This window comes from Microcystis sp. M53598_WE2 (genome assembly GCF_030067735.1).
GTDB lineage: Bacteria > Cyanobacteriota > Cyanobacteriia > Cyanobacteriales > Microcystaceae > Microcystis > Microcystis aeruginosa.
This window is the reverse complement of sequence record NZ_JASJFE010001018.1, coordinates 1-4,426: the sequence shown is the minus strand read 5'-3', so window position 1 is coordinate 4,426 and position 4,426 is coordinate 1. Positions and strand designations below refer to the sequence as shown.

General features: G+C 46.5%; 4 protein-coding genes. 1 reads left to right on the top strand and 3 read right to left on the bottom strand.

Going from position 1 to position 4,426, the window contains the following annotated elements:
* Positions 1-225: 225 nt before the first annotated feature.
* The 3 genes from purM to PX636_RS20910 all read right to left on the bottom strand — a co-directional run bounded on the left by purM (position 226) and on the right by PX636_RS20910 (position 3,372).
* A complete protein-coding gene (gene purM, locus PX636_RS20920) occupies positions 226-1,251 on the bottom strand; it encodes a phosphoribosylformylglycinamidine cyclo-ligase (RefSeq protein WP_288118671.1) in 1,026 nt (341 codons plus the stop codon).
* A gap of 104 nt (positions 1,252-1,355) precedes the next feature.
* Positions 1,356-2,087, bottom strand: coding sequence for a RadC family protein (gene radC, locus PX636_RS20915; RefSeq protein ID WP_004162729.1), 732 nt, complete (start codon positions 2,085-2,087; stop codon positions 1,356-1,358).
* Positions 2,088-2,184: 97 nt separating this feature from the next.
* Positions 2,185-3,372, bottom strand: coding sequence for an aspartate aminotransferase (locus PX636_RS20910; RefSeq protein WP_288118669.1), 1,188 nt, complete (start codon positions 3,370-3,372; stop codon positions 2,185-2,187).
* A gap of 256 nt (positions 3,373-3,628) precedes the next feature.
* On the opposite strand from PX636_RS20910, the gene PX636_RS20905 reads away from it, so the two are divergent.
* Positions 3,629-4,426, top strand: a 798-nt coding sequence (locus tag PX636_RS20905; protein ID WP_288118667.1) for an FAD-binding oxidoreductase, incomplete at its 3' end; no start/stop codon positions are given.

The window sequence follows — 4,426 nt, the reverse complement described above, 5'->3', positions numbered from 1 at the left end:
TTTTCCCCCCGATCCCCGCAATGGCTGGCACTTTTTGAGGGGAAAAAAGTCCAAAAGTCTTATCCAACAAGGTTTTTAGATTTATTCAGCAGACCCTAACTACTTAAGTAAAAAAACTTAATATAAATTGGGTTGGGGATAGGCCGAAACTCTGCTGCTATCCCAGCCAGTCAACCTGATTTTTTGGTGGAATTCATGGCAAAATCTTCTTAGCCTGAACTAACTTTAATCAAGCCCAACAATCTCCCCCTTGCCGGCAATCACTTCGCCGATTTGGTAGGCATTAATCCCAGAGGATTGTAGTTGATTAATAGTCGATCGAGCCAGATCTGATGGGACAATGATCACAAAACCGATACCCATATTAAAAGTATTAAACATGGCTTCGGAATTAACCGAACCCATCTGGGCTAACCAGTGAAAAATTGGCAAAACTGGCCAACTTTCGCGGTAAATCTGCACGGAATGCCCTTTACCTAAGCAGCGGGGCAAATTTTCCGGGATACCACCCCCAGTAATGTGGGCCATGGCGTGAATATCTAACCCAGAGCGAAGCAGTTGTAGCACAGGTTTGACATAAAGTCTAGTGGGAGTTAACAAAACTTCACCTAAGCTAGAGCCGGCCAAAATTTCGGGGCAATCTTGCCAATTTAAGCCCTGGGTGTCGATAATCTTACGAACAAGACTAAAACCGTTACTGTGAACCCCACTACTGGCTAAACCGATAGCCACATCGCCGATTTGCACCCTACTGCCGTCGAGTAATTGACTTTTTTCGACAATACCGACGCAAAAACCCGCTAAATCGTACTCTCCCGCCGAATAAAACCCTGGCATCTCCGCCGTTTCCCCTCCCAAAAGAGTACAACCACTATCACGACAGGCCCTAGCGATTCCCGATACCACCGCTGCTAACTGTGACGCTTCCAGTTTACCGGTGGCGAGATAATCCAAGAAAAATAAAGGTTCAGCCCCGGAGGTTAAGACATCGTTGACGCACATGGCCACGAGGTCAATTCCCACCGTATCATGGCAATTGAGACTATGGGCAATTTTCAGCTTGGTTCCCACACCATCAGTTCCCGATACTAACACCGGTTGCCGATAACCGGAAGGTAACTGAAAATAGCCGCCAAAACCGCCTAAACCGCCGATAACTTCAGGACGGAAGGTACTTTCCACATTTTGGCGAATTTTCTCGACAAAAGCGCGTCCCGCTTCCACATCCACGCCCGCTTCTTTATAATCCATGCCCAATTGACCGATTGTATCTCTCAAATTTTACCCAGATTTCGAGCGCACTCGCTCCCTTTTCCAGCTAAACCTAACAACAATTTTTGATTGTTGCAAGAGGTCTAATCTTCTTGGGGATATTTTTCCCAAAGATCTGTGATTTGGCGAAGACTTTGGAAGTTGCCATTACCGAGGATCAAATGATCTAGGAGAGGAATGGCTAGATAGGTGGCTCCCTGTAATAATTGTTCTGTGAGTAAAATATCGTCTTGACTAGGCGCAAGTGACCCAGTGGGGTGATTATGGGCGATAATTAACTTAGTAGCTGATTGTTTAACTACTTCTCGAAAGATTTCTCGCGGATGTACCAGTGTTTCCGTGGCTGTGCCGATAGTAATCACTTTTAGTGCGATTAACTGATTTTTGACATCGAGTAAAATAACGGCGAAACGTTCCTGAGACTGATACATTAGTTCGTGTCCAAGAATAGCGGCAGCGGTATCGGGACTATCGATGACCATTTTTTCCGTCGGTCGTCGTTGAAAAGCTCGTTTTCCCAATTCGATCGCCGCTAGAATAGTAGTGGCCTTAGCCGGTCCAATGCCATGAATAGCGGTTAATTCATGGGGGTGAATATCCCTCAAAACGTCCAAAGGCTCCCGGCGATATTTACTCAATTCGTTGAGAATATGCTGTCCTAAACCCACTGCCGAGAGTTTGCCTTTACCTTGACCTGTAGCTAGTAAAATCGCTAATAATTCGGCGTTACTGAGGTTTTTCGCCCCGACACTGATTAAACGTTCCCTGGGTCTTTCACTGACGGGAATATCGGCAATTCTTAAGCTGTAGGTCATGGAAGTGGCAAGCTACCGCGATAAAATTCCATCATAATCGCAATTTTAGCCAGTGCCTAGAGGGATTTGGCCCGTAAATCAAGGGAAAAAACTCTCCTTACCGATAGCGAATTCCCGCATCTTCGAGGCGCTGTAAAGCTTCCCCTAATCGCGGGATATCGGCGATTAAACTGACGCGCACATAACCTTCCCCTCCCTCTCCAAAAGCATTGCCCGGAGTGACCACGACACCAGTTTTTTGCAAAACAGTAAGGGCGAAATCCGTGGAAGTCATACCGACGCTACAGGGAACCCAGAGATACATTGTCGCCTTAGAGGGGGGAATATCCCAACCTAATTGCGCCAAACCTTTGATGAAAAAATCTCGTCGCTGCCGGTATCTTTCCTGTACTTGTTTGACGTATTCATCCGGCAGTTGTAGGGCGGTTTCGGCCGCCTTTTGGATGACGGAAAAGATACCATAATCGAGATTGGTTTTCAGGGTGCGTAACCCTTGAATAATATCGGAATTGCCCACGACAAAACCGACGCGCCACCCGGCCATATTATAGGTTTTCGAGAGGGTATGAAATTCCACACTAATCTCTTTTGCCCCCGGAATTTCTAATAAACTGGTGGGCTGATAACCATCAAAACTTAATTCAGCATAACAGAGATCATGGACGAGCATAATCTCATAGTGCTGGGCCCAGGCAACGATTTTCTCAAAAAATTCTCGGGGGGCAATGGCGGCGGTGGGGTTACTGGGATAGTTAAAATAGAGGATTTTCGCCTGTTTAGCCACATCTTCGGGGATAGAATCGATATCTATCAGCCAATCCTGTTCTGCTTTTAAAATGATCGGGTATAGCGTCGCCCCAGCAATCAAGGGACCGCGAAAATGGGCGGGATAGGCGGGACTGGGAACCAAGACCACATCACCGGGGTTAACATAAGCCAAAGCCAGGTGGGATAGGCCCTCTTTGGAACCGAGCAGGGGTAAAGCTTCGTTATCGGGATTGAGTTCCACACCATAACAGCGATCATACCATTTAGCGATCGCTTCTCGGAAACTGGCGGTTCCTTCAAAGGGTGGATAACCGTGAAATTGGGGGGTTTCAAAAGCTTGAATGGCCGCTTCGATAACTGGACGCGGAGCAAAACCGTCCGGGTTGCCCATGCCTAAATCGATTAAATCTAGTCCTTCTTTGCGGGCTAAGGCTTTTAATTCATCCAAGCGGGCGAAAACGTAGGGGGGTAAGGCACTTAATCGCTTGGCGCGGCTATTCGTCCAATCTACACTCATTACTTCTTGGCTTACTGATCGAGGTAATCTAACATTATGACACGAGTGTATGGCTAATTTAGCAGTCAGTTATTAAGCTGACTTCTTTGTGCCTCAATATTGCTAGAATTGCCTGACATCGGAGATGGAGAGCCAAACTAAGGTAATCTGATTAATAGAGGCTGAAAATTACTGATTAGCCCCAGCATTACCCCCATTCTTCGCCATTATCGGCCGGTAAGTCCTGACTCCTCACTCCTCAATTCTTTTGTAAAATATGACTGCGATCGCTGTTCAGATAACTTCTATTTTACCCCCCGACACGACGGTTATTGCCTGGCCACAAGTGCCAAAAGAGGAACAAGAAAGATTATCAAGGGCAATTAGGGGCAAAAGTCCTGAAATTATAGTTTATCCCGCTAATACAACCGCTTTATCCTCTCTGGTGCGTTTTACCAACGAAAATCGTCTGTCTTTACTGGCCTACGGTCAAGGCAGTAAATTAGATTGGGGTGGGTTAGTCGAGTCGCCCGATATTTTAGTCAGTACCCAAAATCTCAACCGGATTATTGACCATGCTAGGGGAGATTTAACTATAACCGTGCAAGCTGGGCTTAAACTAGCGGATTTACAGGCTTTTTTAGCTCCTAGCGGTCAATTTCTTCCTCTTGATCCCAGTTACGCCGATAATGCCACGATTGGCGGTATTATAGCCACAGCCGACGCGGGAACATGGCGGCAAAGATACGGTGGTGTCCGGGATCTGATCCTAGGATTCTCCTTTATCCGTCACGATGGCGAGATTGCTAAAGCTGGAGGGCGTGTGGTCAAGAATGTGGCGGGATACGACATGATGAAGCTATTTACGGGTTCCTACGGCACTTTAGGGATTATCGATCAGATTACCCTGCGACTGTATCCCGAAACCCCTAACTCAGAAACCCTGATAATCACTGGAAATAGCGAAAATATTAGTAAATTAAGTCAAGTTATTCGGCAATCGTCTTTAACTCCCACCGTGGCTGAATGTTTAAACCCAGGGATGACGCAAGCACTAGGATTAGGGGAAAAAGTC